The sequence below is a fragment of the Pseudotabrizicola sp. genome (assembly GCF_030656345.1).
GTDB lineage: Bacteria > Pseudomonadota > Alphaproteobacteria > Rhodobacterales > Rhodobacteraceae > Pseudotabrizicola.
This window is the reverse complement of the sequence record NZ_JAUSNR010000002.1, coordinates 330,960-357,335: the sequence shown is the minus strand read 5'-3', so window position 1 is coordinate 357,335 and position 26,376 is coordinate 330,960. Positions and strand designations below refer to the sequence as shown.

Genomic DNA, 26,376 nt, shown 5'->3' with positions numbered 1-26,376 from the left:
CCGTCGATCTGGTCATAGGCGCGGAAGTCACCAAAATACTTGGTGATCGCTGCCGTCAGCGTCGTCTTGCCGTGGTCAACGTGGCCAATCGTGCCAATGTTGACGTGCGGTTTGTTCCGTTCAAACTTTGCCTTTGCCATTCGCCAGCGCCCTTGAATTCGGGGGGCCCGCGCAAGATGCAGTCAGGGCCCCGTGCTACACGGGCGGCGAAGTAAGCTGTTCGCGGGGGGAAATCAAGCCTTTGTCGGCAGTTCCCGAAGGTCAGGGCACCGAGGCCGGAACGGGTCGCGGCACTGGACCGGGAACGGGGGCCGAAACGACGGTGGGCGCGACCGCCGCACCGGGCACCGGCCGTGGCGGCAGGCCGAACCATTCGGGGTTCTGCAACAGCCACTCTTCCACACGCTTGACCGCATTGTAGGACAGCGCGTCCATCTGTTCCTGCTTGTTGCGGGTCAGTCCGGTGCCGATCACCGTCTCTCCCGACAGGCTTTCGAACACGGTAATCTGCTTGCCGTCGGCATTCAGTTTCTGCCCGGCCGCATCATCCCAGATGTTGGCGGTGATCACGAGGATCGACTTCGGCGCGGCCACAACCGGAATGCCGGGCGGCGCAAGTGCGTAACCGTCGACCGAGATGCCGATGTTGTAAAGCTTGGTGCCCTGATAGCGGCCAAAGCGGGCATCGACCGCCTTTTTCATCGCGGACTGCCATTCTTCGCCAGTGGCATTGCGCGAGATCGGCACTTTTTCCGTCTTGTCGGTGACCACGATGTTCAGCCCCAGGGCAAAATCACCCAGCGGCACAGGCGGATCTGCCAAGTCGTTTTTGGCGCAGCCAAGCAGCAGGGTCAGACAAAGTCCGATTCCGAACAGGCGGGGTCCGAACAGGCGGGCGCGGGTCATGGGCAGCTTCCTCGCAAAGGGTTCAGCCGGGATATCCCGTGGCGAGAGGTCGCGCAAGGCGGGCTGTGCGGGTGACAGCGGCGGAAAACCTCCTATATCGAGGATAACCCCGGAGCCAGCATGACAGAACAACGCCCGATTCCGCCCGCCCAAAACCCGGTCAAGGTGCCCCTGGCGACGCGCCCTCTGGGCGTGTTCGGGTCGCTTTCCGCCGGGCGGCGCAACATTCTGGAACTGATCCCCGAGATCGCAACCCATGCGCCTATTCTGTCCGGGCGGACCGGAAAGCGCTGGCATATGGTGATGGACCCGGAGGCGTTGCGCCATATCTTGCGGGACAATGTGGCCAATTACCCCAAATCTGTGGTCACCAAGCTGATTCTGGAACCAGCCATCGGGGACAGCCTGTTCGTCGCCGAAGGGCAGGACTGGCTGTGGCAGCGGCGCACGGCCGCCCCTGTGTTCTCGCATCGCAATGTGGCCGCCCTTGCCCCGGTGATGACCGGCGCCGCCGAACGGGCGTCGGACCGCATCGCACAGGGCGCCGGCCGTGCGGTCAACTGTTATGACGAAATGGTGACCGCCACCTTTGAGGTGATTTCGGACGTGACCTTTTCCGATGGCGAAGGCTTTGACCGCGCCTCGGTGCACCGCGCCATCGAAGACTACATGGCGCAGACTGCCCGCGTGTCGCTGCTTGACATCATCGGCGCGCCCGGGTGGGTGCCCCGCCCCGGGCGGATTCTGTCGGGCAGCGCAATGCGCCAGATGAAGCGGGTGGCCGACGGGTCGATCCAGCGCCGCCGGGCGACCGGCAATCCGGGTGTGCCCGATCTGCTCGACCTGCTGCTGGCGGGCGAAGACCCAAAATCGGGCCGCCGGATGACCACGCCGGAACTGCGCGACAATCTGCTGACCTTCATCGTGGCCGGGCATGAAACCACCGCGCTTACCCTGTCATGGGCGCTGTACCTCTGCGCCTTTGACCCGGCGGTTCAGGCTGCGGCCCGCGCCGAGGCGCAGGCCGCCTTGGGCGACCGAGCCGCGACCGCCGCCGACATCGCCGCCCTGCCGCTGACCCGGCGGATCGTGGATGAAACCCTGCGGCTCTACCCCCCTGCCGCCTTCCTGTCGCGCACTGCCCAAGCCGCCGACACGCTGTGCGGGCGCGAGGTGCTGCCGGGGGATACCGTCATCCTGCCAATCTATGCGCTGCACCGCCATCACGCGCTGTGGGACCGGCCCGACAGTTTTGATCCCGCGCGTTTTGAAGGGACAAAGCCGGTGGAGCGTTACGCCTACCTGCCGTTCGGCGATGGCCCGCGCGTCTGCATCGGGGCCAATTTCGCGTTGCAAGAGGCGGTGATCATCCTCGCCACCCTGCTGGCCCGCTTCCGCTTTGACCTTGTGCCGGGCAAGGCACCCAAGCCGGTGATGATCCTGACCCTGCGCCCCGAAGGCGGGGTCTGGCTGGGGGTTACGCCCGCCTGACCCAGCCGATTGCACCTTTTGAAAACACTCCGGGTGCGCATCGGTATCGCCGGGGGCAGCCATCAGTCCGCCGCTATGCCTTACCCCAGCCACCGCCGCCGGGTGTCAGCATCTCGAACACCGCGCCTGCGGGCAGATCACGTTCATCATTGCCCTGCAGCGGCTCGATCCGCCCATCGGGCCAGATCACCCGGTTTTCGCCCAAAGCCCCCGGCGCGCCCCCGGCCATGCCAAAGGGGGCGACCTGACGGCTGCCGCACAGCGTGGTCACGGTTGCCGGTTCCAGAAACCGCAGCCGCCGCAGCGCGCCATTGCCCCCGGCCCATTCCCCCGCCCCGCCCGAGCCATGGCGGATGCCGAACGCCTCCAGCCGGACCGGAAAACGCTTTTCCAGAATTTCCGGATCGGTCATCCGGGTGTTGGTCATATGGCTTTGCACCGCATCACAGCCCGGAAAACCGGAGCCAGCCCCGGTGCCGCCCGCAATGGTTTCATAGTTCTGAAACCGCGCATTGCCCCAGACAAAGTTGTTCATCGTGCCCTGCGACGCCGCCATCACCCCAAGCGCCCCATACAGCGCGTTGCAGGCGGCCTGCGACACCTCGGTATTGCCGGCAATCACCGCCGCAGGGGCAACCGGGTTCAGCATCGACCCTTCGGGCAGGATGATGGTCAGCGGCCGCAGGCAGCCTTCGTTCAGCGGAATGGGTTTGCCGACCAGCGTGCGGAACACATACAGCACCACCGCCCGCGCCACTGCTGCAGGCGCGTTGTAATTGCCCGCGTGCTGGGCAGAGGTGCCGGTGAAATCCACCACAGCGCTGCGCGCCACGCGGTCCACCCGCACCGCCACCCGGATCGTGGTGCCGATATCCATCGGATAGGCGAAATCACCATCCTCCAGCCCGCCGATCACCGCGCGGACGCATTCTTCGGCATTGTTCTGCACATGCCCCATATAGGCCGCCACCACATCGGCACCGTAGGCTGCCACAACCCGCAACAGCTCGCGCCGTCCGGTTTCATTGGCGGCGATCTGGGCTTTCAGATCGGCCATGTTCTGATCGACCGACCGCGCCGGATAGCGGGCCGAGGCCAGCAGGGCACGCGTCTCCCCTTCCCGCAGCCACCCCTGTTCCACCAGCGCGAACAGGTCGATCAGCACGCCTTCCTCATCGATATGGCGGCTGTCGGGCGGGGAAGACCCCGGCGTGCGCCCGCCGATATCGGCATGGTGCCCGCGTGATCCCAGCCAGAACGCAGGCTTTTCACCGACAAACACCGGCGTGATTACCGTCACATCCGGCAGATGGGTGCCGCCGTTATAGGGGCTGTTCAGCATCCATGCGTCACCCTCGCGCGCCGTGCCTTGCGTCGCCGCAATCACCACCTTGACCGCATGTGACATCGACCCCAGATGCACCGGCACATGCGGGGCATTGGCCACCAGATCACCCTGCGCGTCAAAGATCGCGCAGGAAAAATCTAAGCGTTCCTTGATGTTGACCGACCATGCCGTATTCGCGAGGGTCGCGCCCATCTGATCGGCGACCGACATGAACAGGTTGTTGAACACCTCCAGCAGCACCGGATCGGCATGGGTGCCAACCGCATGGGCGCGGGTCAGTGGCTTGGTCCGCTCAAGGATCAGGTTGGCCGCGGCATCGACCCGCGCCTGCCAGCCCGGTTCCACCACCACCGTGCCTGTCGCCTCGCGCAGGATGGCGGGGCCTTCGATGGTCTGGCCGTCGGGCAATTGCGCCCGGTCATACAGCGGCACCTCTGCCCACCCCTCAACCCAGACCCGCAGGGTTGTCAGCGGCTCTGCCTGCCCCTGCGCTGCGGTGGCGGCTGGCAGCGCCGCGCCATCCCCCACAGCCTCTGCCGCCAGCATCTCGAACAGCACCGCGCGTTCTGGCGAGGCAAAGCCAAAGCGGGCCAGATGCGCCGCCTCGAACGCCGCGAGCATGGCGGCGGCATCGTCAAACGCCACCTCCAGCGGCTGATGCGAGCCGTCGTAGCGCAGATGCGCGCGCGCCAGAATGCGGGGGTTGGTGGCACCCTGCGCCGCCACCTCGGCCCGGACCAGCGCGGTGATGTCCGCCAGCTTTTCGCGCGCCTCGGCCATGGCCGACAGGGGTGCATCGAACTGCACCTCATGCAACGCGCGGATCTCGGCCAGTCCCATGCCAAAGGCCGACAACACCCCGGCAAACGGATGGATGAAAATGCGCGTCATCCCGAGCGCATCGGCCACACCGCAGGCATGCTGCCCCCCCGCCCCGCCAAAGCATTGCAGGGTATAGCCGGTCACATCATGCCCGCGCTGGACCGAGATTTTCTTGATCGCATTGGCCATATTGTCGATGGCAATCCGCAAAAAGCCGGTGGCCAGTTCCTGCGCGCTCATCGGCGGCTGGCCGGTGGTGGCGGCAATCTGAGCGCTGATCGCTTCGCAACGTGCCTGTGCCGCACCTGCGTCCAGCGGTCCAGTACCATCCGGGCCGAACACCGCCGGGAAATGCGCGGGCGACAACCGGCCCAGCACCACGTTGCAATCGGTGATCGTCAGCGGCCCGCCGCGCGCGTAAGCGGCAGGGCCGGGATTGGCCCCGGCACTTTCCGGCCCCACCTGCAAGCGGCCATCGCGAAAGCTGCAGACCGACCCGCCGCCCGCCGCCACCGTATGGATATCCATCATCGGGGCCCGCATCCGCACGCCAGCCACTTCGGTCTCAAAACTGCGCTCATAGACCCCGGCGTAATGGCTGACATCGGTCGAGGTGCCGCCCATGTCAAAGCCGATCAGCCGGTCAAACCCCGCCGCCTGCGCGGTCTGCACCATGCCGACGATGCCGCCCGCCGGGCCGGAGAGGATCGCATCCTTGCCCATGAAGCGATGCGCCTCGGTCAGCCCGCCTGACGACTGCATGAATAACAGCCGCCCCGTCGCGCGGCCCATGTCCAGCGCGCCTTCGACCTGCGCCACATAGCGGCGCAGGATCGGCGACAGGTAGGCATCCACCACCGTGGTATCGCCGCGCGACACCAGCTTGGCCAGTCGGCTGACCAGATGCGACAGGCTGATCTGGGTAAAACCTTCCTCGGCCGCAATCTCCCCCACCCGCGCCTCATGCACGGGGTTGAGGTAGCCGTGCATCAGGGCCACCGCCACCGCCCGGATGCCGCTGGCATGGGCGGACTTCAGGGCGGCGCGCGTGGTGTCCTCGTCCAGCGGGGTGATCTCGGCCCCGTCGGCATCCAGCCGGCCCGGCACCTCGGCCACCGTCTCGTGCAGCAGGTCGGGACGGCGGATATGCAGGGCAAACAGGTCTGGCCGGGCCTGCGTGCCGATGCGCAGCAAGTCGGCAAAGCCTTGGGTGATCAGCAGCAGCACCCGTTCGCCCTTGCGTTCCAGCAGCGCATTGGTGGCCACGGTGGTGCCCATCTTGACCGCCCCGATCAGACCATCGGGGATCGCTTCGGCCCCGGTCAGGCCAAGGCAGTCACGGATGCCCTGCACGGCGGCATCGGCATAGCGTTCGGGGTTTTCCGACAACAGCTTGCGGGTCAGAAGGCTGCCGTCCGGGCGGCGGGCGACCACATCGGTAAAGGTGCCGCCCCGGTCGATCCAGAATTCCCACGCCGTCATGAAAGCCCCCGTTTTCCGCCCCCTTTGCGTGGGGCATGGTCGGCGCAGTGTCAACCGGCTCCTGACGGCGCAGGAAAGCCGAAACTTGACAAAATCCTGATTTTGAAAGATCTAAGGTGCTGAAAATAGGTGTATTTTTTATGTAACGCGGTGGAAGACCCGCAGGGAGGGGCACCCGGCCGCAGCACTCACACCCCCATCGTCGCCTGAACCGCCCGGCCCCAGCGGGCATATCTGGCGTCGCGCGTGGGCGCATCCATCTGCGGCTGAAACCGACGCTCCAGCGCCCAGCTTCGGGCGAATTCCGCCGGGGTGCCACAGATCCCGGCCTGCAACCCGGCAAGGTAGGCGGCCCCCAGCGCGGTGGTCTCCGTCACCTGCGGACGGTCCACCGGCGCGCCGAGGATGTCGGACAAAAACTGCATCGCCCAGTCAGACGCGCTCATCCCGCCATCAACGCGCAGGATGCCATCAGCGGCGGCCCCCCAGTCGGCGCGCATCGCATCCAGCAGATCGCGGGTCTGATAGCCGACCGATTCCAGCGCGGCACGTGCCAGTTCAGCCGGGCCGGAATTGCGGGTCAGGCCGTAAACCGCGCCCCGGCAGTCGGGCCGCCAATAGGGCGCGCCAAGGCCGGTGAACGCGGGCACAAGGATGACGCCTTGCGCCTCCTCAGCCGCTTCGGCCAGCCCTTGGGTTTCCGACGCGTGACGGATGATCTTCAGCCCGTCGCGCAGCCATTGCACCACCGCGCCCGCAATGAAGATAGAGCCTTCCAGCGCATAGGTCGGCTTGCCCTCCAGCTGATAGGCAATGGTGGTCAGCAGCCGGTTGGTCGAGGGCACCAGATCGGACCCGGTGTTGAGCAGCGCAAAACAGCCGGTGCCATAGGTGGATTTCATCATACCGGGGGTGAAACAGGCCTGCCCGACGGTGGCGGCCTGCTGGTCACCGGCCACGCCCAGAATCGGGATCTCGCGCCCGAACAGATCGGCGCGGGTCATGCCGAAATCGGCGGCACAATCCTTAACCTCAGGCAAAAGCGCCATCGGCACGCCCATCAGCCCGCAGATCTCGGCATCCCACGCCCCGGTCGCGATGTTATAGAGCATGGTACGCGCGGCATTGGTGGCATCGGTCACATGCGCGCGTCCGCCGGTCAGGTTCCAGATCAGCCAGGAATCCACCGTGCCAAAGGCCAGTTCCCCGGCCTCGGCCCGGGCGCGGGCCCCCTCGACATGGTCGAGCAGCCACTTCACCTTGGTCGCCGAAAAATACGGGTCGAGCAGCAGGCCGGTGCGGGCGGTGATCATCGGCTCATGCCCCGCCGCCTTCAGCGCCTCGCAGATATCCGCCGTGCGCCGGTCCTGCCAGACGATGGCATTGTGGATCGGCTGGCCGGTGGCGCGGTCCCAGATCAGCGTGGTCTCACGCTGATTGGTGATGCCAATGGCGGCAATGCCTTCCGCCCGGACGCCCGCCTTTTCCATCACCGCCCGCGCCGTCGCCGCGACGGTGGACCACAGATCAGACGGGTCATGCTCTACCCAGCCGGGGTGCGGGTAGTGCTGCGCGAATTCCTCCTGCGCCGAAGCCACGACGCGCAGGCCCGCGTCAAACAGGATCGCCCGGCTGGAAGTGGTGCCCTGATCAATGGCAAGGATATGGGTCATGGCGTCAGGCTCCGCTGCTATTGAATTCATCTGTTCTTAAATATCCCCGCCGGAGGCTCCTGTTGCCAGTGCCGGGAGCCTCCGGCGGGGATATTTAAGAACAGATGATGGGGCAAGACAGGTGGCTCTTTCCCTGAGCGGCGGAAATGGCGGTGCACGTCACAGAGATGTCTTTCTCACTCTGCCGCCGGGGTGGCGGTGAGGCGGGTGGTCATGTGATCGTCGATTGCCGCGATCTGCAACGGGGTCAGGCGCAGGCCGAGTTTGCTGCGGCGCCAGACCACGTCGGCGGCGCAGCGGGCGTATTCATGGGTCATCAGCCAGCGCAGTTCGGCCTCGGTCAGGGTGGCGCCGAAGTCACGGCCCAGATCCGCCAGCGATCTGGCGTCGCCCAGCATCGTGGCGGCCTCGGTGCCATAGGCGCGGATCAGGCGGGCGGCGTGGTAGTCGCTCAGGTAAGGGTGGACGGATTTCAGGCAGGCGGTCAGGTCCGCCACGCCATCCACCGGGAAATTGCCGCCGGGCAGGGGTTGGTGCGCGGTCCATTTGCCCTGAAGACCCGGAAAGAAGGGTTTGAGCTTTTCCAGCGCGGATTCGGCCAGCCGGCGGTAGGTGGTGATCTTGCCGCCGAACACGTTCAGCAGCGGTGCGCCGCCGGTCTGGTCGAGTGACAGCACATAATCACGGGTGGCGGCGGTGGCGGATTTTGCGCCATCGTTATACAGCGGGCGGACACCGGAATAGGTCCAGACCACATCGTCGCGCGTCACCGGCTTTGCGAAATATTTCGACGCGAACGCCAGCAGGTAATCACGTTCCTCATCGGTACAGACGGCCTCTTTCGGGGCCCCTTGATGATCCTGATCCGTGGTGCCGATCAGGGTGAAATCCTGCTCGTAGGGAATGGCAAAGATAATGCGGCCATCGGTGCCCTGAAAGAAATAGCAGCGGTCGTGATCATAAAGCTTGCGGGTGACGATATGGCTGCCGCGCACCAGACGCACGCCCTCGGTCGAGTTGATGCGGGCGACGTTGCGGATGATATCCCCGACCCAGGGGCCGCCAGCGTTGACCAGCGCGCGGGCGTGGTGGGTGGCGGGGCCGTCGGGGCCGTTGGTCACCACCTGCCAATGGTCGCCCGTACGGGTGGCACTGATCACCCGGGTCTGCACCATGATGCGGGCACCGCGCGCCTGCGCGTCGCGGGCGTTGAGCACGACAAGGCGGGCATCCTCGATCCAGCAGTCGGAATACTCGTAGGCGTGGCGGAATTTGGGCTGCAGCGGTTTGCCCGCCGGGTCGGTCCTCAGGTCCAGCGTGCGGGTGGCGGGCAGGATCTTGCGCCCGCCCAGCGTGTCATAAAGGAACAACCCCAGCCGGATCAGCCAGGCCGGGCGGCGGCCTTTCATCCAGGGCATCACCAGACCCAGCAACCGGCTGGTGGGTGTATCATTGTCGAACCGCATGTCGCTGTGCCAGGGCAGCACAAACCGCATCGGCCAGGAGATGTGGGGCATGGCGGCAAGCAGGGTTTCGCGTTCCTCCAGCGCTTCGCGCACCAGACGGAATTCAAAATACTCCAGATACCGCAAGCCGCCATGGAACAGTTTGGTGGAGGAGGACGAGGTGGCCTGCGCCAGATCACCCTGTTCGGCCAGAATGACCGACACCCCGCGCCCCGCCGCATCGCGCGCGATGCCGCAGCCGTTGATGCCACCGCCGATGATGAACAGGTCGGCCATGTCTGGCGTCGGGGCGTCTGTCACGGTCTGCACGCTGTTGTCTCCCTGGAAAATCCGGTCTTTCCCGCAGGGTAACATTGCCCCAGCCGGTTGCCACGGGTCAATCGAGAATTTTCGCTTTTGCGCGCTTTTGTTTGAAACGAACATCGGGCTGCAGTAGGGTGAGGGACGGGAAGCGGGGGGCAGGCAGGCGTGGCGTTGAATTTCCGGCAGAGCAATATTCTGGAGATCGCGCGGCAGGACGGTCGGGTGGTGGTGGAAGATCTGGCGCAGCGCTTTGACGTGACGCTGCAGACCATCCGCCGCGACCTGACGGATCTGGCCGAGGCCGGGCATCTGGACCGGGTGCATGGCGGGGCGGTGGCGCGGATGGGCGTGGTCAACATCGGTTATGACGCGCGGCGCAGGATGAATGAGGCGGCCAAGGCGGCCATCGCGCAGGCCTGTGCCGCGATGATCCCGGACAATGCGTCGATGATCCTGAACCTTGGCACCACGACCGAAGCCGTCGCACGCGCGTTGGTGCATCACCGCAATATCACGGTGGTGACCAACAACATGAACGTGGCCAATGCGCTGATCGCCAATCCGGGTTGTGAGATCCTGCTGGCGGGCGGCACGCTGCGGCGCAGTGATGGCGGGCTGGTGGGGGCGCTGACCACGCAGGTCATCGAGCAGTTCAAGGTGGATTTTGCCATCATCGGCACCTCGGCGCTGGACCGGGACGGTGACCTGCTGGACTTCGATCTGGCGGAGGTGCGGGTCAGCCGCGCCATTCTGCAACAGGCCCGGCAGGCGTTTCTGGTAACCGATCACAGCAAGCTGGGCCGGTCGGCCCCGGCACGGATTGCCAGCTTGTCGGAGCTGGACGCGGTGATCACCGATCAGCCCTTGCCCGACAGTCTGATGACGGCCTGTGACGGCTGGGGCACACGGGTGGTGGTGGCATAGTATCTGCGGCCATTGCGCTGCGTGCCGCCTCCCCCAGACCCCTCTCTGCAAGGGAGAGGGGAAGTGCTGGCTGTGGTGGCGGACTGCACGGGGAATTGGCAGGCGGGCTGACATCACGCGGGGACGAAATGGGCTTTGCTTCGCCGCCGGGGCGTGGCTATCGTGCGGGCTCAAGAGCGATGGAAAGACGGCCCGATGACCCTGCCTGCCAAAAGACTGACGCTGCTGCCGGACACGGCCGCGATCGACATCGCGCATGAGGCCGGATCGGACGTCATCCGCGCGCTGGATCTGACAATATTCGGGGTGCAGGATCTGGTGAACCTGATCCTGCAACGGTCGGAGGTTCTGTTCGACATGCCGCGGTCGGGTCAGGTGATCCGCGCCTGGAACGCCGGGGATGAGGGGCCGATCCGCACCTGTGTGGAGCGCTATGGCGACGAGATTGCCAGAAGGGCGGCAGGGGTGATCCATGCCGAGTATCGCGGGCTTGCGCCGCTGTTGCGGGCGCATGGGGCAAAGCGGGTGGCCGATATCGGCTGCGGCTATGCGTTGTTTGATCTGTTTGTCGCCCGCGACAGCGCGGCCAGCGTGGTGCTGATCGACATCGAGCAGAACACCCGGCGGCATTTCGGCTATGCCGACGCGGGGGCCGCCTATGCCAACCTGTCAGTTGCGCGCGCCCTGCTGGAGGCCAATGGCATTGCCGCCGGCCGGATCGAGACGGTGAACCCAGAACGTGCCGATCTGGGCGCGGTGGCCCCGGTGGATCTGGCGGTCAGTTTCCTGTCTTGCGGGTTTCATTACCCGGCCAGCACCTATGCGACCTATTTCCGCGACTCTGTGCTGCCCGGCGGTGCGATCCTGCTGGACCTGCGGGCGGCGACGGCCACGGCACAGCTGGCCGAACTGACGGACCTTGGCCCGGTGCAGGATCTGCCCGCACCGGCCAAGGCGCGGCGGGTCGTGCTACGCAAACCGGCAAGCGCCTGAGCCTTGGGCACCGGTGCGCGGTTATTCGGCAGGGTGGGACCGTTGCGTGGCCTGTTGCAGTTCGGCCGTCAGCAGTTCGGTTTCCGCCGCGCGCGACTTTGAAAACCCGGCCAGCAGCAGATAGGCAACCGGGGTGACGAACAGCGTGGCCAGCGTGGCAAGGCCAAGCCCGCCCACAATGATCGCGCCCAGCACCGACCGCGCCTCGGACCCGGCCCCAGAGGCCAGAAGCAGCGGCAACCCGCCCAGAACCGTGGCCACCATGGTCATCATCACGGCGCGCAAGCGGGTGACGGCGGCCTGTTCGATGGCGTCGCGCACCGATGCGCCCTTTTCGCGCAGCTGATCGGCAAATTCGACGATCAGAATCCCGTTCTTGGCCATGATGCCGACCAGCAGCACCAGCCCGATCTGGGAATAGACATTCAGGCTGCCCCCGGTGAACAGCAGGGCATAAACCGCGCAGGCCAGACCCAGCGGCACGGTGGCCATGACGATGATGGCCGAGACAAAGCTTTCAAACTGTGCCGACAGCACCAGAAACACCACCAGAAGCGCGATGCCGAAGGTGATGATCAGCCCTGCCGAGGTTTCTCCCAGCGTCGCCGCCTCGGCCAGCGGCAGGATGCGTGACGTCTCAGTGCCCAGACCGGCCATCAGCGCCTGTACTTCGGTCAGGGCGTCGCCCAGGGCCAGTTCCGGCGTCAGTCCCGCCGTGATCGGGACAGAGCGCATCTGCGACTCGCGTTCCAGCTGCGGGGCGACGGCGCGTTCGGTCAGAGTGACGAAGGTGGAGATCGGCACCATCAGCCCGTCGCCTGACGGTACAAAGATACGCTCCAGATCGCCGGGATCGTTGACCGGATCGGCGTTCGAGACCAGACGGATATCAAAGCTGTTGTCGTCCAGAAACAGGGTGCCGACAGTGCGGCCATCCAGCACGGCCTGCAATGCTTCGGCCATGCCGGCGATCTGGATGCCCAGATCTTCGGCGCGGGCGCGGTCGATTTCGACAAAAAGCTGCGGCTGGGTGGTGTCATAGCCAAGGCGGACCTGACCGAAACGCGGGTCCGCCTCCATCTGCTCGACCAGCGCACGGGCGGTTTCGGCAAGGTCGTCGTAATTGTCGCCGACCAGCGCGAAGGACAGGCCCTGCCCCGCGCCCCGGATTCCCAGCGAATTGGGCTGGATCGCAAAGGCGCGCACGCCGATGACATCGCGCAGCTTGCTGCTGAGTTCGGCCGCGATCTCTTGCTGGCTGCGCACGCGGTCGGCCCAGTCGGCCAGCGTGATCACGATAAAGCCGCGGCTGTCCTGATTGCCCATGCCGGCGATGGCGAAGACACTGGTCACCTCGCCGCTGGCGCGCAGCGGTTCGACCAGCGCCTCGATCTCGCGCATGCGGGCGTCGGTGTAATCCAGCGACACGCCTTGCGGGGCCTGCACCGACAGCAGGATCACCGAGCGGTCTTCGGCCGGGGTCAGTTCCTGCCGCAGATTGGGGAAGGTGGCGACGGCGATGGCGGCAAACAGCACGGCGACGGTGACTGCCACCAGCGGGGCCGACAGGCAGGCGCGCAGCAGCCGGGCATAAAGCTGTGACAGACGGTTGCCAAGGCGCACCATGGCGCTGTCAGGCCCGTCGGCATGCGGGCGCAACAGCTTGGCCGCCAGCACCGGACACAGGCTGAGCGCGGTGACCGACGACAACAGCACCGCTATCGCAAGCGTGAAGCCGAATTCGCGGAACAGCCCGCCGGTCTGGCCGGGCAGGAAGGACAGCGGCACAAACACCGCCGCCAGTGTGGTGGTGGTGGCCAGAACGGCAAAGAACACCTGCTGGGTGCCCAGCACCGCCGCCGCCCGCGCGCCCATGCCTTCGGACCGGCGGCGCACGATGTTTTCCAGCACGACGATGGCATCATCCACCACCAGCCCCGTCGCCAGAACCAGCGCCAGCAGGGTGATTATATTGACGGAAAAGCCCACCATCCAGATGGCCGCCACGGTGCCGATCAGCGCCACGGGCATGGCGATGATGGGGATCAGCGTGGCGCGCGGATCGCGCAGGAACAGGAAGATCACCGCCGTCACGATCAGCACCGACAGGCCAAGCGCCAGCTGCACCTCGTGGATCGCGCCTTCGATGAAATCGGCGCTGTCCGAGGTGACGAACATTTTCACATCATCGGGCAGCAGCGGTTGCAGATCATCGACCACCTGCCGCACCGCTTCGGATATCGCCAGCGAATTGCCGTTGGCCTGCCGGATGATGCCGATGCCGACGCCGGTTTCGCCATTGGCCCGCAAAATCGACGCGCCCGGATCGGGGCCCAGCGTCACCCGCGCCACATCGCCCAGACGGACATTGCCGGCGATGGTCAGCGCCTCGATCTGGCCCGCGGTGCGGATGGCGGCGGTGGTGCGCACCAGCAGGCTCTGGCTTTCGGAACTGAGCGCCCCGGCAGGCGAGTCAAAGGCCGCGTTGCCCAGAACCGCGCGCAGATCGGCCAGCGTCAGCCCGCGCGCGGCCAGTTGCATCAGATCGACATCGACGCGGAACGACAGGTCGCGCGCGCCGAAGATCTGCAGGTCAGCCACCCCCGGTGCCGCCAGCAGCCGCGATTCCGCCAGATCGGTGACCAGCGTGGTCAGCTCATCCGCGCTGCGGCGCGATGAGGTGACGGCGATGCGCAGGATGGCATCGGCATCGGCATCGGATTTCACCACGCGCGGCGCATCGGCGTCATCGGGCAGGCTGTTGACCTGCCGGGCCACCGCATCGCGCAGATCGGTGGCGGCAACGTCAAGATCGACGCTGTCATTAAACTCTACCGTCACCCGGCTGGACCCGAAGCGTGACGAGCTGGAGATGGATTTCACCCCCGCCACCCGGCCCGCCGCCCCCTCGATCACCGCCGTCACCTCGCGGTCGATGGTTTCAGGCGCGGCCCCGTTATAGCTGGTGCTGACCGACACCACGGGCCGGTCCACCGCAGGCAGTTCGCGCACATCGGCCCCCATCAGCCCGGCGAATCCGCCAATGACGATCAGCGCGTTCAGCACGAAGGCCAGGATCGGGCGGCGCACGAACAGCGCCGTGCTTTGCCCAAGCGTTGCGGCAGCGGCGGCGGCTGTGGTGGGGCGGTCATCCATCGGCCTCAGCTCCTTGGCGGCGCGAGCGAGACTTCGGCCCCGGGACGCAGGGCCTGCACACCTTCGGTGACGACAAGGTCACCGGCTTGCAGGTCGGCTTCGATCAGCACCGCATCGGCGTTGCGTTGCAGGATGCGGATCGGCATGCGGGTGGCTTTCATCGCGCGCACCACCCAGACAAAGGCACCGTCATTGCCCCATTGGATCGCCAGCGGGCTGACGGCGGGGACCTCGGCCCCGGTGAACTCCATCGAGATGCGGAAGGACATTCCGGCGCGCAAACGGTCATCGGTATTGGCAATCCTGGCCTGAACCCGCAGGGTGCGGCTGGATTCGTCGACCCGGTTGTCGACGGCAATCACCTGTCCGGCAATCGCATGGCCCGGGGTGGCGATCGGGGTGGCCTGCACCGTCGCCCCCGGCGCGACCTGTGCGGCAATACGTTCGGGCACGCGGAAATCGACGATCAGGTTAGAGCGGTCCTCAATCCGGGTGATGGTGGTGGCGGAGGTGACCAGATCGCCGATCTGCGGCTCAATCAGCCCGACATAGCCGGCAATGGGGGCGGTCAGGCGGTGATCTGCCAGATCGCGCTGCGCCGATTGCAGGCCAAGATCGGCGGTGCGCAGGGCCAGTTCGGCATCCTGCCGTTGCAGGCTGGTGGTGGTGCCCGATTGCGCCAGAAGCGCCAGCCGGTCGATGGTCTGCTGCGCATCGGCCAGCACCAGACGGGCGCGTTCCACCGCAAGCTGCGCGTTTTCGGAATCAAGCTCTGCCAGCACATCGCCCGCCGTGACCGGCTGACCGGGAGCCACCTGCAGCGCGGTGATCCGGCCGGTCACGCCAAAGGACAGCGCCACCGACTGCGCGCCGCGCGCCGACCCGATGGCGTCGATCATGTTGCTGAGCACCCGACGCTCGGCCTCGGCCGCGATGACCTGTGTGGCGGTGCCGGGCCTTGGCCCGCCCTGAAGGCTGCTGGCCCCCGCCGCATCGGCAGGCACAACCCCCAGCGCGGTCAGCGGATCAAGCAGGCCCACCTGATCCAGCCAGGGACGGGTCCCGGGCACAAAGCGCCCGGCAAGCGGCGTGGCTATTGCGACAATCACAGCGATTGCCACAAGTTGCGGCACAAGTTTCATGCGGGGTATGGTCCCTTTCACGCGGGGAAGTCTTCGGGTGGGGCGGTTTTCAGATCGGCGACATATCCGTCATGACACAGGATTTCCTGCCGGGATCATAGACCCATCATACCAAAGGGAAAGAGTCCCCACCAAGATTTGACCACCCCTGCCCGTTTGAACAGCACCTTGCCCGCGGCCAGTCACGCGCAACAGCCCCAAGGGCACCGCAGGCCGCGGCACATACTCATAGTCGTGCTGCAAGGGAAAAGTGGTGGCGAGGGGGGGACTCGAACCCCCGACCCCGTGATTATGAGTCACGTGCTCTAACCAGCTGAGCTACCTAGCCATTGGCGGGCGTCGTATTGTGCCCGTGTTCGCCCGTCAAGGCCTATTCGTCATTGCAAGGCTTTCGGGGGTGCATCCCCGGACGCGCGGGCGACGCGGGGGCGGCCGGAGGCGGTGACGGTCAGGGTGGCTTCGATGAACATGGTGCGGCCTTCCACGTCAGCTTCGCGGATATCGCGGGTGGTGGTCAGGTGCAGGTCCACGGCACCGGCGCGCAGGGCGCGGGCAGAGGCATCGGCGGTCAGGGCGGCGTGCAGCGCGGCAAGGGCAGTGCTGCTATCGGCAAAGGTCTCGACCCCGCCGGGCAGATGCACGGCAAAGCGGCCCTCGGACGGGCTGGTGACGCTGCCGGTTGCCCGTTGGCTGATCTGTCCCACAACCGCGCCGATGGCATTGGCCACCCCGGCATGCTCGGGCAGGATCATCTGGCAGCCCAACATCTGCCCCACAGCGCCGTAATAGGCCGGGGCCGAGGCACCAAGGCCGATCACCGGCACCGCCAGCCGGGCGGTGATCTGCATCACGCCGTGATGCCCGCGCAGACCGGCGCGGGTCAGGGGGTGGCGGGCAAGGGTTTCGGGCGCATCCCCGGCAAAGGCCGGGTCTTCGGCAAAGGCGGCCTCCAGCAGGCACTCGGCGGTCTGGGTGGTCAGCTGGTCGATGATGGCCTGCGCCAGTGCCAGCGGATCGGTGGCAAACCGCTCGCCCGCGCCGGTGCGGCGGCGGCCCAGAAGGCGCAGCGCCTTTTCCGACGCCTGCGCATCCCACGCGCCCAGCCGGCCAAGGGCGTGGCTGGCGTCAGATGGGGTGACGCCCGCGATCATCACCAGCCCGCGCGCGACCAGCCGGTCCATCGCCGCCGCCTCCAGCCGCGAGGTCAGGGCCTGTGCCAGCGGCATCGGCGCGGTGATGCGGGCGAGAAGGGTTGCCTCGCGCGGGGTCAGCCCACCAGTCGCGCCCTGCATCGGGATGGCAAAACGGCCATCGTATTCGCCCGAGACGTCGCTGGACAGCGCCCGGTCAAGTGCCGCGTGCACCATCGGCCCATGGTCCTGCGCCAGCAGGGAAACAGGGACCAAGCGGCGCGGGCCAAGGCGCAGGCCGCCGCTCAGGCCTTCGGTGATCAGATGCACCTCACTATCGCCGCCAAGGCCGGTGGTGCGCATCGCCACCGCTTCGACCATGGTGCGGAACCCGCCAACGCGCGCGCCCTGCGGGTCGATTCCGGGCAGACCGTCACGCAGCAGGGCCACATCGGTGGTGGTGCCGCCGATGTCGCTGACCAGCGCGTCAGTCGCCCCGGTCAGCCAACGCGCGCCGACGATACTGGCGGCGGGGCCGGACAGGATGGTCTCTATAGGCCGTTCGCGCACCATGGCGGCAGAGATCAGCGCGCCATCGCCGCGCACCACCATCAGCGGCGCGTCTATGCCGATGGCGGCAAGGTGACGCTCACACGCCGCGACCAGACGGTCGATCATGCCGATCAGCCGGGCGTTGAGCACGGCGGTCAGCGCACGTTTTGGGCCGTTGAGATTGGCCGACAGCTCATGGCTGCAGGTGACGGGCCGCCCGGTGATACGGCGGATCAGATCGCGGGCGGCAATTTCATGCGCGGGGTTGCGGGTGGCAAAGCGGGCGGCGACGGCATAGCCCATCACCTGATCACCCGTGTCGCGCAACGTTTGTTCCAGCGTGGCAAGGTCCAGCGGGGCCAGTTCCTGCCCGGCATGGCCATGGCCGCCGGTCAACCGCAGCACAGGATCACCCCGCAGCGCCTCGTCCAGCCCGGCGCGGGCCTCATCGCCCGCGTCAAAGCCGATGAACACCAGCGCCACGCGCCCGCCCTGCCCTTCGACCAGCGCATTGGTGGCAAGCGTGGTCGACAGCGAGACCAGCGTGATCTCACTGGCCGCAACCCCGGCAAGGGCCAAAGCCGCATCAACCGCACCGCCGATGCCGATCGCCAGATCGTTGCGGGTGGTCAGCGCCTTGGCCTTGCCGATCACGCGGGTGGCATCCTGATCGACGATCACCGCATCGGTATAGGTGCCGCCCGTATCCACCCCCAGAAAGTAACCCATCGCCTGCCGACCCCGCTGCTTTTGCCCTCAGCTAGGCCAAGCGGCGGCAAAGATCACCCCCGGTTGCGACATCTGCGGTCGCAGATGATGCGTGGTGGGACGCATCGGTCCCGTATCCGTCCGTCATCGCGCCAAACGCCCGGCGGGCGCGCGGAGCTGTCATTTGCCCTTGGCGCAGGCTGCGGTTAGGCTGTCTGCAAAACGGGGCGGGTATGAAACGGGCAGGGATATTCGGGGCGGGTCTGATGGTTGTGCTGCTGGCGCAACCCGTGGCGGCGCAGTCGCTGAACACATCAGAAGGCGATGCCCCGGCAGAGAGGACACAGATGAAACCCATCGGCAGCGAACAGGGCTTTGCAGACTGGCTCGCGGGCTTCCGCCCCCGCGCGGTTGCGGCGGGCATTGCTCCGGATGTGCTGGACCGTGCACTGGCGCAGGCCCGGTTCGACCCCAAGATCGTAGAGCGTGACCGCAACCAGAGCGAATTCACCAAGACCATCTGGGACTATCTGGACACCGCCGTGTCTGAGGACCGCATCCGCCATGGCCAGCGTGCCCTTGCGCAGCACGGCGCGCTGCTGTCGCGGATCGAGGCAGACTATGGCGTAGACCGCCACGTGGTGGCGGCAATCTGGGGGCTGGAATCAGCCTATGGCAGCTTTCGCGGCGATATCCCCACCATCGGGGCGCTGGCGACGCTGGCCTATGACGCCCGCCGCGCCGCCTTTTTTGAGGCCGAGCTGATGGCGGCCCTGAAAATCATCGGCAACGGCGATGTGACGCCGCAGGCAATGCGCGGCAGCTGGGCCGGGGCGATGGGCCACACCCAGTTCATGCCCAGCAGCTGGTGGGCCCATGCGGTGGATTTCGACGGCGACGGGCGGCGCGATGTCTGGTCGGATGATCCGGCTGACGCCCTCGCCTCGGCAGCCGCCTATCTGCGGCACTGGGGCTGGACCAGCGGTGCGCCATGGGGGCTGGAGGTGCGGCTGCCCGACGGCTTCGACTATGACCAGACCACCGAGCGGGTGAAAAAGCCGGTCGCGGAGTGGCAGGCGCTGGGGGTGGTGCCGATGGCGGGCGGCGTGCTGCCAGACCATGGGCTGGCGTCAGTGCTGCTGCCCGGTGGCGCGCGCGGGGCAGCGTTTCTGATCTTTTCCAACTTTCAGGTGATCGAGCGCTACAACACCGCCGATGCCTATGTCATCGCTGTGGGCCATCTGGCCGACCGGCTGCGCGGCGGGCCTGCGATTGCAGCAAGCTGGCCGCGCGAATTGCGGGCGCTGTCGCTGGCGGAGCGGATGGAGTTGCAAGAGCGGCTGGGGGCTGCGGGATTTGATCCGCAAGGGGTGGATGGCCGGATCGGGCCGAACACGATTGCGGCGGTCAAGGCGTTTCAACGGGCGGGCGGGATGGTGCCGGATGGCTATGCCAGTCTGGAGATTCTGCAGGCGTTGCGCTGAACGGAGCGGGCGACGCCTCCGGCGGGAGTATTTGGCAAGCAGCAATTCAGGGGCGGGAGGACCATGTGCGTTGCAGGTCGCCGGGCTGCGCAGAGGCGCTGAACACCGCGCGGGCGATGGCGCGGGCAAGGCAGGTGGCGGCGGCATGGCCGAGCTGGAAGCTGTCGGACAGCGGGTCGCTCAGGGCGCGCGCGCCGGTTGCGGCGGCGAACACCAGATCTCCGTCAAGCGGGGTGTGCGACGGCACAATGGCGCGTGCCATGCCGTCATGCGCGGCGATGGCCATGCGTTGGGCCTGCGCCTGTGTCAGCGCCGCATCGGTGGCGACGATGGCGATGGTGGTGGATTCGCCCATGCGTTTGCGCGGCAGCGGCGCGCTTTCGGGCCGCTGCCGCGGGGCAGGACCAAGACCGCCGAATTCGTCGCCCTCTTCCCACGGCGCGGCCCAGAAGTGGCGGGTCCCGCCCACGGTGGTGGAGCCGAGCGCGTTGAGCGCGACCAACGCGCCGACCGTCAGGCCCGAGGGCAGCACGGCAGAGGCAGAGCCGATACCACCTTTCCAGTTCTGCGTGGCGGTGCCATACCCCGCCCCTGCGGTGCCAAGAGTGAAATCTGTCGCGGCGGCGTGCAGGGCGGATTGCCCCAATGCGGCGTAGGGGTTGCGGGTCCACCCCTTGTCGCCGCCGTTCAGCAGATCGAACAGGATGGCACCGGGCACAATCGGCACCCGCTGATCCCCAACCGCAAAGCCGCGCCCCATGGCGCGCAGCGCATCGGCCACGCCAGAGCAGGCGTCGAGGCCAAAGGCCGAGCCGCCAGACAGCACCAGCGCGTCCACCTTCTGCACCAGCCGGTCGGGGGAGAGCAGATCGGTTTCGCGCGTACCGGGTGCCCCGCCCATCACATGCACCGCCGCCGTGAACGGGCGGTCGGCGGTCAGCACGGTCACGCCGGAGCGCAAGGCCGCATCCTGCGCCTGCCCGACCAGCAGGCCGGGGACATCGGTGATCAGATTTCTTGGTCCGGGTCGCATGGGCCAAGGGGGCCGCAAACCGCGCCCTTTGGCAAGCCCTTTCGCCGACGCGCAGCCCATGACAGGGTGCGCCAGAGCGGTAAGGGAGCGGGTGGATGGCGGGATCACGCGGTCGGTATAGGGGGCGCTGTGATGAATGACGCGCTCAATCTGGCGGGGCGGCTGCTGATCGCGGTGCTGTTTGCCGGGGGTGCGGTGCAAAAGCTGCTGGACCCGGCCCCGGCGCAGGCGATGCTGGCGGGCGTGGGTCTGCCCGCGGCCTTGGTCTGGCTGGTGGCGCTGTTCAATCTGCTGGCCGCTGCGGGGCTGGTTCTGGGGCCGCGTGTGGCGCTTTGGGCGCTCGGGCTGGCGGGTTACTGCGTGATGACCAGCTTTTTCCACTGGCAGTTGCGGGCGGACCCCTGGCAGGTGACGATCATGGTCAAGAACTGGTCGGTCGCCGGGGGCTTGCTGATCCTTGCCGCCGCAGGACCAGGGCGGTTTGTGATCCGGCGTTGACTGCATCAGCGCACAGACGCCCCGTAGCGGGCTGCCATTGCCGAGAGCAGGCAGAGGGCTTAGGTTTTCACCCAAGCGCGTACCAATCAGATGGGAACCACAATGACCAACTCGACTTATGTTCCGCCTAAGGTCTGGACCTGGGACAAGGAAAACGGCGGGCAGTTTGCCAGCACCAACCGCCCCATAGCGGGGCCAACCCATGACAAGGATCTGCCACGCGGCGCGCATCCGTTTCAGCTGTATTCGCTGGCCACACCGAATGGCGTGAAGGTCACGGTGATGTTTGAAGAGCTGCTGGAGGCTGGGCACGCCGCCGAATATGATGCCTGGATCATCAAGATCGGCGATGGCGATCAGTTCGGGTCGGGTTTTGTCGGCGCGAACCCCAATTCCAAGATCCCGGCCTTGATGGATTATTCCGGGGATACGCCGCTGCGGGTTTTTGAATCGGGGTCTATCCTGATGCATCTGGCGGAAAAGTTCAGGGCATTCCTGCCCGCATCGGGGCCCGCGCGGACCGAGGTGATCAACTGGCTGATGTGGCAGATGGGGTCAGCCCCGTTTGTGGGCGGCGGCTTTGGCCATTTCTACGCCTATGCGCCGGAGAAATATGAGTACCCGATCAACCGCTATGCGATGGAAACCAAGCGCCAGCTGGATGTGCTGGACCGGCAACTGGCCGAGCACCAATTTGTGGCGGGCGATGAGTACACTATCGCCGATATGGCGATATGGCCATGGTATGGCGGGATGGTGTTGGGCCGGGCCTATAACGCGGGCGAGTTTCTGGATGTGACATCCTACAAACACGTCCTGAAATGGGCCGAAAAGATCGACGCCCGCCCGGCGGTGGTTCGTGGCCGCAAGGTGAACCGCGACTGGGGCGAACCGCATGAACAATTGCCCGAGCGCCATTCGGCGGCGGATTTCGATAAACTGTGATGGCAGAGGGCGGGGAGACCCCCGCCCTATCCCCTTGCAGGCACAGTCCTGTCGCGGCATGATGTGCCCGAGCCGTGGCGATGGCGTCGCCACAGGGGCCTGCCCCACCGCTTGCGGCCTTGCCGCCTCCGTCCTGTACGCCGGGACCTTTCGGGGTTCCGGTCGCAACGTCCGGCCCCAGACATGAGGTCTGACATGGAACTGATCCGCCCTGAACACTACCGCCTTCACAATGGCGGGGCCAAGGATGCCCTGCCGTTTGCCGATGCGGAATACGCCGACCGCCTCGCCGGTCTGCGCGACATCATGGAACTGCACAGCCTTGATGCCGTGGTGCTGACCAGCATGCACAACGTCGCCTATTACTCGGGCTTTTTGTATTGCAGCTTTGGCCGGCCCTATGCCTGTGTGGTGACGAAAACCGATTGCATCACGGTCAGCGCGGGCATTGATGCGGGCCAGCCCTGGCGGCGGTCGGTGGGCGACAACATCACCTACACGGACTGGACACGCGACAATTTCTGGCGCGTGGTGGCGGGGATCACCGGCACGGCCAAGGCAATAGGTTGCGAGGCGGACCATCTGACGATGGACCGGGCAGAAAAGCTGAACACTTTCCTGAAACCCAAACGCGGCATGGATATTGCCCCCGCGACCATGCAGCAGCGCATGATGAAATCTCCGGCCGAGATCGCGCTGATCAAGCACGGGGCCAATGTGGCCGATGTCGGCGGCTATGCCATCCGCGAGGCGATCCGGGTGGGGGCGACCGAGCTGGAAATCAGCATCGCAGGCCGCGACGCGATGGAGCGCGAGATTGCCAAGCGCTTTCCCGACGCCGAGTACCGCGATACCTGGGTCTGGTTCCAGTCGGGGCTGAACACCGATGGCGCGCATAATCCGGTAACCAATCGCAAGCTGCGGCATGGAGATATCCTCAGCCTGAACTGCTTTCCGATGATCAGCGGCTATTACACCGCGCTGGAACGCACGCTGTTCGTGGGCGAGGTGGATGCGGCCAGCATGGCGGTCTGGCAGCACAACATCGATGCGCATGAATATGGCATGACCCTGCTGCGGGCGGGCAGCACTTGTGCTGACATCACGGCCAAGATCAACGCCTTTCTGGCCGAGCGTGACATGCTGCAATACCGCACCTTTGGCTATGGCCACAGCTTTGGCATCCTGTCGCATTACTACGGGCGCGAGGCGGCGCTGGAATTGCGCGAGGATATCGACACCGTGCTGGAACCCGGCATGGTGATCAGCATGGAACCGATGCTGACCATCCCGCACGGGGTACCGGGGGCGGGTGGCTACCGCGAGCATGACATCCTGATCATCACTGAAGAGGGGGCCGAGGATATCACGCACTATCCCTACGGTCCCGGCTTCAACGTGGTGGGATAAGAAAAGGCCGGGGTTTTCCCCGGCCTTTTGATCGTCATTCAATCTCTTGTAGCACTGTTACTTTTTATTAAACCTGGATCAGGCCCGCTTGATCAGACGGATCAGGAACAGCAGGATCACCGCACCCAGCGTGGCCGCGATGATGGAACCGACGATGCCGCTGCCAAGGCGCAGCCCCACAGCCGGGAACAGGAAACTTGCGACCAATGCGCCGACGATACCGACGACGATGTTGCCAAGCAGGCCAAAGCCGTAGCCCTTGACGATCAGGCCGGCCAGCCAGCCGGCAATCGCGCCGATCAGCAGGATGATAAGAAGTGCTTCAATGGTCATTGTTGTCCCTTTCTGAGACCCCGCTTGCGGGGGTTGTCCTCACAAACTCTTGAAGCCGCCAAAAGGTTCCCGGCAAAATCTCGCCGATGTCAGAATTCATACGGCTGACATGTTTGCGTCATCCGGCTTTGACCTCTGCGGTCCATGGCTCGCTCAGCTTTCCGATCTGAACGAGGATGACCCCGATGCCGATCAAGACCCTTGGCCTGACCTCTGCCCTGGCCATTTTTGCCGCCTTTCCGGCGCTGGCCGAAATGAACTTCAACCGTATTGCCAGCTTTGCCACGCCACAGAACATGGTCGATGGCGAGGATCTGGCCCGCGAGACCAGTGCCGAGATCATTTCGGCATCAGAAGACGGCATGACGCTGGTGTACACAGACAGCCCGCTGGGGGCGATCGGTCTGATCGACATCACCGATGCCCGCGCGCCGATAGCCATGGGTAACATCGACGTGGGCGGCGAGCCGACCACCGCCGTGTTCATCGGCAACATGATCTTTTCCGGGGTGAACACGAGCGAGAGCTTTACCAACCCGTCAGGCAAGCTGGTGACGATTGATCCCGCGACCCGCGCCATCACGGCGGAATGCGACATCGGCGGTCAGCCGGATTCGGTGGCCAAGGCCCCGGATGGCTCTTTCCTTGCCATCGCCATCGAGAATGAGCGTGACGAAGAGGCGGGCGACGGCGGCCTGCCGCAGATGCCCGCCGGTTATGTCGTGAAGCTGCCTGTGGTGGATGGCGTGGCCGATTGCGACGCGCAACTGCGGATTGACATGACCGGGCTGGCCGAGATCGGGGCCGAAGACCCGGAACCGGAATATGTCGACGTGAACGCGGCAGGTGAGATTGTTGTCACCCTGCAGGAAAACAACCACATCGTGGTGATCGGGGCCGATGGCACCGTAGCCAGCCATTTCAGCGCCGGTGAGGTCGAGGTCGCAGGAATCGACACCAAGCGTGATGGCCGTCTTGAGTTCACCGACACCAAGGGCGCGGTGCCGCGCGAACCCGATGCGGTTGCCTGGATCGACGGTGATCATTTTGCCACCGCGAACGAGGGCGACTGGAAGGGCGGCAGCCGCACCTGGACGATCTTCCACAAGGACGGCACCGTCGTCTGGGATTCCGGTGCCTCGCTGGAACGCGCGATTGCCGAAATCGGTCACTATCCGGAACATCGCAGCCACACCAAGGGCACAGAGCTGGAATCGGTGAAGTTCGATACGTTCGACGGCGTACCGATGGCCTTTGTCGCATCGGAACGCGGCTCGGTGATTGCGGTCTATGACCTGACCGATCCGACCAGCCCGGTGCTGAAACAACTGCTGCCCTCGGGCATCTCGCCCGAAGGCATTGCGACCATCCCGGCGCGCAACCTGCTGATCACCGCGAATGAGCTGGACCTGCGGGCCGACGGTCTCGCCCCTGCGCATGTGATGATCTATGAGCGCGCCGAGGGGGCCGCCGTCTACCCGATGCTGACCAGCGCCGGCTCTGATCCGCTGATCGGCTGGGGCGCGCTGTCGGGCCTGACCGCTGGCACCGAACCCGGCCAGCTTTATGCCGTGTCGGACAGTGTTTACGGTGCGATGCCGCGCATCTACACCATTGATGCCACCCAGACGCCGGCAAAGATCACCGCCGCGCTGGACATCACCCGCGGCGGCCATCCCGCACAGAAGCTGGATATCGAAGGCATTGCCCCGGATGGCAAGGGCGGGTTCTGGCTGGCATCCGAAGGCCGCAGCGACCGGCTGATCCCGCACGCGATCTACAACGTGAACGACAAGGGCGAGATCAAGCAGGAAATCGCCCTGCCCGAAGCCTTGCTGCCGCATGAAATCCGCTTTGGCTTCGAAGGCATTACCGTGGCCGGGGACTGGCTGTGGATGGCGGTGCAGCGCGAGTGGAAAGACGACCCGAAAGGCATGGTCAAACTGCTGGCCTATAACACTGCTGACAAAAGCTGGGGTGCCGTGCATTACCCGCTGGACACGCCCGCCGAGGGCGCATGGATGGGTCTGTCGGAAATCACCCTGCATGGCGACTGGGTCTATATTGTCGAGCGTGACAATCAGATCGCAGACAAGGCTGTGACCAAAAAGCTGTACCGCGTTCCGGTGGCCGACATGCAGGCGGCCGAGTTGGGGGGCACCCTGCCAGTGGTGACCAAAGAACTGGTGCACGATTTCCTGCCCGATCTGGCGGTGCTGAGCGGGTATGCCATGGACAAGGTCGAAGGCTTCGCCATCGACGCTGCAGGCACCGGATGGGTTGTCACCGACAATGACGGGGTGGACGACTCTTCGGGTGAGACGCTGTTCTGGTCCATCGGCACGATGAACTAAGCGCGGGCGCAAAACCCGGGCGCGGAAGGGTTTCCCGCGCCCGGACCATCACAAAAACGCCACCGATTGCCGATCCGGACAGGAAACCCTGTCCGGGTCTTTCCGTTTTGCAAAACGGCGTGTTAGGTAAAGGCGACTCGTATTAGCAAGGCTTCCCATGTCTTTTGACCCTCTCAGCCGCCGCAGCTTTCTGTCTTTGACTGGTTTTGCGGCCCTGTCCGCC

The 26,376-nt window shown here is 65.6% G+C and carries 18 protein-coding genes and 1 tRNA gene; 8 read left to right on the top strand and 11 right to left on the bottom strand.

Going from position 1 to position 26,376, the window contains the following annotated elements; all coding sequences use genetic code 11:
• Together Q7J44_RS01630 and Q7J44_RS01625 are read right to left on the bottom strand one after the other, a co-directional pair.
• A partial coding sequence (locus tag Q7J44_RS01630; protein ID WP_304619878.1) for a GTP-binding protein occupies positions 1 to 140 on the bottom strand: 140 nt, incomplete at its 3' end.
• Between the two features lie 121 nt (positions 141 to 261).
• Positions 262 to 906, bottom strand: coding sequence for a hypothetical protein (locus tag Q7J44_RS01625; RefSeq protein ID WP_304876358.1), 645 nt, complete (start codon positions 904 to 906; stop codon positions 262 to 264).
• Positions 907 to 1,026: 120 nt separating this feature from the next.
• Between Q7J44_RS01625 and Q7J44_RS01620 the strand changes: the two genes are divergently transcribed.
• On the top strand, positions 1,027 to 2,397 hold the full coding sequence (locus tag Q7J44_RS01620) for a cytochrome P450 (RefSeq protein WP_304876357.1): 1,371 nt from the start codon (positions 1,027 to 1,029) through the stop codon (positions 2,395 to 2,397).
• Positions 2,398 to 2,470: 73 nt separating this feature from the next.
• On the opposite strand, the gene Q7J44_RS01615 is transcribed toward Q7J44_RS01620, so the two are convergent.
• The 3 genes from Q7J44_RS01615 to glpD all read right to left on the bottom strand — a co-directional run bounded on the left by Q7J44_RS01615 (position 2,471) and on the right by glpD (position 9,464).
• A complete protein-coding gene (locus tag Q7J44_RS01615) occupies positions 2,471 to 6,049 on the bottom strand; it encodes a hydantoinase B/oxoprolinase family protein (RefSeq protein ID WP_304876355.1) in 3,579 nt (1,192 codons plus the stop codon).
• Positions 6,050 to 6,237: 188 nt separating this feature from the next.
• Positions 6,238 to 7,722 carry a glycerol kinase GlpK gene (gene glpK / locus Q7J44_RS01610; protein ID WP_304876353.1) on the bottom strand — a complete coding sequence of 495 codons (1,485 nt, stop codon included), beginning with the start codon at positions 7,720 to 7,722 and terminating at the stop codon, positions 6,238 to 6,240.
• Between the two features lie 176 nt (positions 7,723 to 7,898).
• Positions 7,899 to 9,464, bottom strand: coding sequence for a glycerol-3-phosphate dehydrogenase (gene glpD, locus Q7J44_RS01605; RefSeq protein ID WP_304876382.1), 1,566 nt, complete (start codon positions 9,462 to 9,464; stop codon positions 7,899 to 7,901).
• Between the two features lie 192 nt (positions 9,465 to 9,656).
• Between glpD and Q7J44_RS01600 the strand changes: the two genes are divergently transcribed.
• Both Q7J44_RS01600 and Q7J44_RS01595 read left to right on the top strand, forming a co-directional pair.
• On the top strand, positions 9,657 to 10,415 hold the full coding sequence (locus Q7J44_RS01600; protein ID WP_304876351.1) for a DeoR/GlpR family DNA-binding transcription regulator: 759 nt from the start codon (positions 9,657 to 9,659) through the stop codon (positions 10,413 to 10,415).
• A 195-nt stretch (positions 10,416 to 10,610) separates the two neighbouring features.
• Entirely contained in the window at positions 10,611 to 11,408 is a 798-nt protein-coding gene (locus Q7J44_RS01595; RefSeq protein WP_304876349.1) for a cyclopropane-fatty-acyl-phospholipid synthase family protein, read from the top strand.
• Between the two features lie 21 nt (positions 11,409 to 11,429).
• On the opposite strand, the gene Q7J44_RS01590 is transcribed toward Q7J44_RS01595, so the two are convergent.
• From Q7J44_RS01590 to Q7J44_RS01575, 4 genes are all read right to left on the bottom strand, one after another.
• Positions 11,430 to 14,564 (bottom strand): efflux RND transporter permease subunit, encoded by a 3,135-nt coding sequence (locus tag Q7J44_RS01590; RefSeq protein WP_304876347.1) that lies wholly within the window; start codon positions 14,562 to 14,564, stop codon positions 11,430 to 11,432.
• Between the two features lie 5 nt (positions 14,565 to 14,569).
• Positions 14,570 to 15,706 carry an efflux RND transporter periplasmic adaptor subunit gene (locus Q7J44_RS01585; protein WP_304876346.1) on the bottom strand — a complete coding sequence of 379 codons (1,137 nt, stop codon included), beginning with the start codon at positions 15,704 to 15,706 and terminating at the stop codon, positions 14,570 to 14,572.
• A 251-nt stretch (positions 15,707 to 15,957) separates the two neighbouring features.
• Positions 15,958 to 16,034, bottom strand: a tRNA-Met gene (locus Q7J44_RS01580).
• A gap of 49 nt (positions 16,035 to 16,083) precedes the next feature.
• Positions 16,084 to 18,117 carry a hydantoinase/oxoprolinase family protein gene (locus tag Q7J44_RS01575; RefSeq protein ID WP_304876344.1) on the bottom strand — a complete coding sequence of 678 codons (2,034 nt, stop codon included), beginning with the start codon at positions 18,115 to 18,117 and terminating at the stop codon, positions 16,084 to 16,086.
• Between the two features lie 212 nt (positions 18,118 to 18,329).
• On the opposite strand from Q7J44_RS01575, the gene Q7J44_RS01570 reads away from it, so the two are divergent.
• Positions 18,330 to 19,580: a lytic murein transglycosylase gene (locus tag Q7J44_RS01570; RefSeq protein WP_304876343.1), complete on the top strand. Its 1,251-nt coding sequence runs from the start codon at positions 18,330 to 18,332 to the stop codon at positions 19,578 to 19,580.
• Between the two features lie 46 nt (positions 19,581 to 19,626).
• Here Q7J44_RS01570 and Q7J44_RS01565 read toward each other — a convergent pair whose 3' ends face one another.
• The gene (locus Q7J44_RS01565) at positions 19,627 to 20,613 is read right to left on the bottom strand and encodes a P1 family peptidase (protein WP_304876342.1); all 987 of its coding nucleotides are present in this window, start codon (positions 20,611 to 20,613) and stop codon (positions 19,627 to 19,629) included.
• Between the two features lie 132 nt (positions 20,614 to 20,745).
• On the opposite strand from Q7J44_RS01565, the gene Q7J44_RS01560 reads away from it, so the two are divergent.
• The 3 genes from Q7J44_RS01560 to Q7J44_RS01550 all read left to right on the top strand — a co-directional run bounded on the left by Q7J44_RS01560 (position 20,746) and on the right by Q7J44_RS01550 (position 23,466).
• Complete coding sequence (locus Q7J44_RS01560) at positions 20,746 to 21,111, top strand: DoxX family protein (protein ID WP_304876340.1); 366 nt, start codon at positions 20,746 to 20,748, stop codon at positions 21,109 to 21,111.
• Positions 21,112 to 21,213: 102 nt separating this feature from the next.
• Positions 21,214 to 22,056 (top strand): glutathione-dependent disulfide-bond oxidoreductase, encoded by an 843-nt coding sequence (yghU, locus tag Q7J44_RS01555; RefSeq protein WP_304876338.1) that lies wholly within the window; start codon positions 21,214 to 21,216, stop codon positions 22,054 to 22,056.
• Between the two features lie 201 nt (positions 22,057 to 22,257).
• A complete protein-coding gene (locus Q7J44_RS01550; RefSeq protein WP_304876380.1) occupies positions 22,258 to 23,466 on the top strand; it encodes a M24 family metallopeptidase in 1,209 nt (402 codons plus the stop codon).
• Between the two features lie 78 nt (positions 23,467 to 23,544).
• On the opposite strand, the gene Q7J44_RS01545 is transcribed toward Q7J44_RS01550, so the two are convergent.
• On the bottom strand, positions 23,545 to 23,799 hold the full coding sequence (locus Q7J44_RS01545; RefSeq protein ID WP_304876336.1) for a GlsB/YeaQ/YmgE family stress response membrane protein: 255 nt from the start codon (positions 23,797 to 23,799) through the stop codon (positions 23,545 to 23,547).
• A gap of 185 nt (positions 23,800 to 23,984) precedes the next feature.
• Here Q7J44_RS01545 and Q7J44_RS01540 point away from each other — a divergent pair, with 185 nt between their 5' ends.
• Positions 23,985 to 26,153 (top strand): esterase-like activity of phytase family protein, encoded by a 2,169-nt coding sequence (locus tag Q7J44_RS01540; protein ID WP_304876334.1) that lies wholly within the window; start codon positions 23,985 to 23,987, stop codon positions 26,151 to 26,153.
• The last annotated feature ends 223 nt before the right edge of the window (positions 26,154 to 26,376 follow it).